This window comes from Streptomyces laculatispora (assembly GCF_017353455.1).
GTDB lineage: Bacteria > Actinomycetota > Actinomycetes > Streptomycetales > Streptomycetaceae > Streptomyces > Streptomyces laculatispora.
This window is the reverse complement of the sequence record NZ_JAFMPZ010000012.1, coordinates 1-5057: the sequence shown is the minus strand read 5'-3', so window position 1 is coordinate 5057 and position 5057 is coordinate 1. Positions and strand designations below refer to the sequence as shown.

Sequence of the window (5057 nt, the reverse complement as noted above, 5' to 3'; positions counted from 1 at the left end):
CTCCAAAGGGGAGGGGTGGGGTCAGGCGGGACCGGTGACGAGGTACTGCGGGCCGCTACCGGCGCGGGCCCGTTCGACGGCCTCCAGGCGGGCGAACGCCTCCTTGCCCATCAGGCGTCGCCACTCGTCGAAGCCGTGGATCGCCCAGAGGTCGTGCTCGGCCGGATCGAGGCGAATCTGCCGCAGCTGTTCAGCGGTGAGGGTGCCGCCGTCGAAGATGAAGCCGATCTTGCCCATGGGCCAGCGGGGCCCGGGGTGGAGGTAGTGCGTCAGCAGCAGACGGAGCTGGTCCTGGCCGAGGTGGAGCCCGGTTTCCTCGGCCGTCTCGCGGCGCGCGGTCTCCAGGGGATCCTCGCCGGCATCCGTGTTCCCGCCGGGAAACTGCCAGGGTCGACCGCCGTACACCGAACGCAACTGGACGGGCCGATCGTGGTCGTCGCGTACGTAGAAGCAGCCGTACACCGTGTGGTGCGGAACGGTCTGGACGTACGCCTCGGCGGACCGGGACATGGGCTGCCCCGCGAGTGCCGGCCGGTGGTCGAACTCGATCGCGAGCGGCCCCAGCGCCTCCCTCTCCGGCGGGTAGATACGGCGCAGGTTGACGAGCTGCTCCGCGCGAGTGCTGTCAGGGTCGATGCGGGCGACGTCCTCGGCGGCGAGCAGCTCGGCGAACGAGGCGTACGGCGTGATCCGCGTAGCCCTCACGTCGAGTTCGCGCCCCGACTCCTCGCCGTGGAACACAAGCACGTCGCCGACCGCGACGCCTGTTATCCGGGGCGTGCGCACCCGGACTTCGATGGTCTTACGGCCGGATTCCACCTGGGCGTAGTAACGCTCGTACAGGCCCAGCCGGTGCTGCGGCTCGACCGGGGCGGGTACAGGATCACTCATGGGCGCTCACCTTCTCCGGTTGCAGGGCCGGGGTGTCGGCGGCGTCGGAGCGCCACGTCCACACGAGCCGGCTGTGGGTCTTGCCCAGCACCTGACCTGCGGGCAGCTCGGCGTCCGGGGTTCCGGCAGGATGCACTTCCAACTCGGGGTATCCGTGCGCTCGTTCTCGGATGTCCCAGTGGCGTACGGCGGCCGCGAGCTGTTCGGCAAGAACGGGCCCGGATGGACCGAAGCCGTGGGCCAGGAACTCCGAGCGGCGCTGATCTTGTGTGGGGCCGTCCTGGACGAGGATGTGGGTCAGGTAGGCGAGGGAGCCGTCGGCTGTGATCGCGGCTGCCTCTGAGCCCTTGGGCAGTGCGGTGATGCCGCTGTCCCTTTCACGGTTGCGGGCGAGGCGGCAGAAGCCGGGCAGCGTGGTGGCGAGGAAGAGCTGCAGAGTTTCGAACGACTCGTTGCCGGCCACGCTCACGCCCGGGGCCACTTCGTTGCGCGGGCCCGCGAGGGCATCGTCCAGACCGGTGGTCTCGGCGGGTACGCCGTCGGGAAACCGCAGTTGCAGTTCGCCCTCGGCGAGGTCGAAGGCGGGGACTGTGTGGGCAGCGGGCCCGCGGTCGCGGACGAACCCGCAGAATTGGAAGTCCGTGGCACGCAGCACCCGGCCGTGCTTTTGGAAGGCGATGGCGCGGGTGTAGCCGTGGACTTCCAGCGGGAGCACGAGATAGCGGCCGTCGGCGAGCTGGTCGCGCCAAGCGGGGGCGATGTCCCAGCAGTTGTAGGTGATCACCGAGGCGTCGAAGCCGCCGCGGGGCATGTGCTCGGCTGCGCCGTCGCTGGCAGAGCCGAGCACTGCGGTGACGCGACCGCTGCCGGCCTCGGCGGTCAGCCGCCGCGTGCGGCGCACGACATACGGGGCGAGGTCGACGGTGATTACGCGCCCGGCCGGGCCGACAATGTGCGCAATCAGCTCGGCGTTGTAGCCGCCCGAGCCGCCCTCAAAAACCGTCATCCCCTCGGTCAGACGCAGGTGCTCGGCCATGTCGGCCTGGAGCCAGGCCGCGGACACGGAACTGGTCGCCTGGGCGAGGTCGTTGTGCTCGGTGACCACGGCCAAGTCGCTGTGGTAGGCGGTCCGCAGCGGGCTCTCGGGGGTGTAGCGGTGGCGCGGCACCGCACGCAACGCCTGCTGGACCGGCAGGGAGGGGGCCCAGCCACCGGCGATGACCCGGTCAGCCATGCGCTCGCGCCGCTCGACCGCCTCTGGCGATTCGCCGGGCACGGGCGGGCAGGTGTTGTCGATCGGATACATGTGCGCGGAGGGCACGTACGGCAGGACCCCCGGCCAGATGAGGTCCAGAGCCCGTGCGGAGGTGGCGGACAGGCGGTCCAGACGGCGCAGGGTGTGCAGCGGTCGCCAGTCCACGTGCCCGAAATCGTCCGGCTTCAGCGGCTGGACCTGCTCGGTGTGAGCCGAGATGCGGACCACGACGCTCGTCCGCGCCAGGCCCTGCGGGGCATCGAGGTGCACTCCGAGGACGTGCGCGTCGGCCGGTTCGGCCGTCACGCCGGTCTGCTCGGCCAGTGCGCGCACCGCCGTGTGCTCAAATCCTTCTCCTGGCTGGGCCAACGCGCCGGGCAGTTCCCATCCCTGTTGCGAGCGGCCCAGAAGGACGCGGCCCTGGGCGTCGGTGACCACGGCGTGCACCTCGGCCACCGAAGTCGGCTGCAGGGACGGTGTGTTCGTGATCTGCACGGCGGGCTTCTTCAGCCCGCGCAGGACCAGGACGGCCATGCCGTTCGCGTCGAAGCGTTGTGCCTGGTCCCACATGCTCATCAGGTGGGCGACCTCGTCCTCGTCGAGGGCGATGCCCCGTCGCTCGCCGGGGGTGGTCGCGACGAGCGGTGTGATGCCGACGAGGGCAGCATTTTTGCGCAGCCGCCGGCCCAGAGTGCGGGTCAGGCGCGTGCGGTCGCGCAGGAACGCGTACACCATCCGCAGGACGATCAGGTCGTAGCCGTCCGCCTGCAGTTTCGAGAGGTTGGCACGCTCGATGTCCAGGTGCTGCCAGCGGACGGATCCGTAGGAGGGATCGTCGAGGTGCGCGTCGGTACTGGGGAAGGCGGCGTTGGCCCAGTCCACGGCATCGACGGCGTAGCCCATGGAGGCCAGGTGCAGGGCGAGTTCTCCGGTCCCGCATCCCACGTCGAGTGCTCGGCCGCCGTCGGGAGCAGACACGTGCTGGGCGAGCAACGATCGCTCGTCGTCGTCGAGGGGCCGGTAACGGCGGCCTTCGGCGTAGCCGCGATTCCATTCATCTTGCGTGGTGAACAACGGCGCATCCTTACGGCGAGGGCAGGGGTGGGTACACGGCTAGAGATCAGGCGGGGTGCCGGCTCAGACGGCCAGTTCCCACGGGCGCAGGGCGAGGATGCAGCGACGGAGGGCCTCGACGAGCTTGCGGCGGTGGCTCATGCCCATCCCGTCTCCGAGTAGAGGTGACCGGCGCGGATGGCTTCGATAACGCCCCGGGTGTAAGGGACGAGGGCTTCCGGGAGTGCGGTCGGGTCCCAGAATTTCCACTCGGTGCACTTGTCCGGCTCGCATGGTTTTGGCTCGCCCCTCCAGGCCCGCGCGCGGAAGAAGAGCCCCAGGCGAGGCTGGTCACCGACACGGTCGACGAGGTGGACGACGTGAACGAGTTCGACGTCCTGCGGCTCGATCAGTAGGCCGGCCTCCTCGCGTGCCTCCCTGATCAGGCACGTGATGGCGCTTTCCTGCTCGCAGTGGCCTGCCAGGGTGTGCCAGGTGGACGGTGCGTACTCGGAGTCGGGGTGGCGCAGCCCGAGCAGCACTGTTCCGTCGGGGCGCTCTAGATAGAGGTGGACGCCGATCACGTTGGGGACGGTGCCGCTGGGAGAGGCCGGTCGACGCTCGGCTTCCGAAGCGTGGGCGACGTGTGAGGTGAGAGTGGACGCGATGGCTGGGGAGGTGGCGGCGTGGCGTCGCACGAGGTCGCTGGTGGATGGTGTGATGCGCAGCCGGTGGAGGTCATCGGGAGTGAACCAGGCAAGCATCACCCCTTCCGTCAGGCGAAGTTCGCGTGGGTCGCCGTTCCAGTTGCCGGCGTAGATGGCGATGGGCAGGGTCGCGCCGGCGGCGTCGACCGCTTCCTCGGTGCCGAACGGGGTCAGGTCGGGGATGTGCAGTCCGGCTTCTTCGTCGAGTTCGCGTCGCACGGTGTGTTCCAGGGTGGTGTCCTGGGGTTCTCGGCCGCCGCCGAGGAGCGACCACATGCCCGGCTCCCAGATCTGGCCGGGGAAGTAGTCGCGCAGGTGGAGCAGGTATTCACCGCGGTCGTTGTAGATCAGGGCGGAGGCGTTGGCGCTCTCCGGTTCGACGGCGGGCGTGAGCTTGAGCAGCTTGTCGCGCAGGGAGGGGGAGGCCACCTTCTCCAGGGGCCGCCACTCGATGCCGCCGACTTCTTCTTCCTGCAGCACCACGGGCACCTCTGTGGCGGTGCGTAGGCGGAAGAGGAAGCGGAAGTCGAAGTGCTGGTGGCCGGGTTCGCCGTTGCCTGGGTGGGCGTCGATGTCGTGGATGTCGACGTCGAACGGCACGGCCTCGTAGCCGGGCCACGGTGCCACGGCCTGGGGTGGGATCCCGGTCTCCTCGTGCAGCTCCCGCAGGGCCGCCTCTGCCAGGGACTCGTCGTCGGATTCGGCGTGTCCGCCTGGAGCGAGTACCTTCCCGCTCGCCAGGTGCAGCACGTGCAGGACGCGGCCGAGGGGGTCGACGACGATGGCGCCGCAGGTGACGTGTCCGGAGAAGGTGGAGCGGCTGGCGATGTCGGTGGGCCGGTGGAGGGCTTCCAGGAGGCCGGCGAGCTGTGGTCGCTCGTGAGGGTGGCGAGCGAGGTAGGTCTCGACGGTGGTGCGGATGTGGTGGTGCGACAGCGGCATGGGTGTACCTCAGAGGGGCGCGATGCGGAACGAGTCAAGGCGGGGGCGTTCGCTTCAGCTCAGCTGCATCCCCTCCGCCGGGACTTCCTCGATGCCGGTGGGGCCAGCGGTGGGCAGGCCCCAGCGCTCCCGGGCCGTTTCAGCGGCGAGTCGGGCCTGCCGCGCCCCTGGCGGGCCCCATCCGAGCAGGGCGGCTGCCTGGGCGGGGG

At 69.9% G+C, this 5057-nt stretch carries 3 protein-coding genes; all 3 read right to left on the bottom strand.

The window, feature by feature from the left end; all coding sequences use genetic code 11:
- Positions 1–21: 21 nt before the first annotated feature.
- Positions 22–891 carry an NUDIX domain-containing protein gene (locus J1C73_RS00635; RefSeq protein ID WP_207314569.1) on the bottom strand — a complete coding sequence of 290 codons (870 nt, stop codon included), beginning with the start codon at positions 889–891 and terminating at the stop codon, positions 22–24.
- Positions 884–3220: a methyltransferase, FxLD system gene (gene fxlM / locus J1C73_RS00630; RefSeq protein WP_207314568.1), complete on the bottom strand. Its 2337-nt coding sequence runs from the start codon at positions 3218–3220 to the stop codon at positions 884–886. The genes J1C73_RS00635 and fxlM overlap by 8 nt, the downstream gene beginning before the upstream one ends.
- Before the next feature lie 137 nt (positions 3221–3357).
- Complete coding sequence (locus J1C73_RS00625; RefSeq protein WP_207314567.1) at positions 3358–4848, bottom strand: NUDIX hydrolase; 1491 nt, start codon at positions 4846–4848, stop codon at positions 3358–3360.
- Positions 4849–5057: the final 209 nt, after the last annotated feature.

Excerpts from the sequence above, each read along its gene's own strand:
- J1C73_RS00625 (WP_207314567.1), bottom strand. The coding sequence starts at position 4,848 with ATGCCGCTGTCGCACCACCACATCCGCACCACCGTCGAGACCTACCTC.
- J1C73_RS00635 (WP_207314569.1), bottom strand. The coding sequence starts at position 891 with ATGAGTGATCCTGTACCCGCCCCGGTCGAGCCGCAGCACCGGCTGGGC.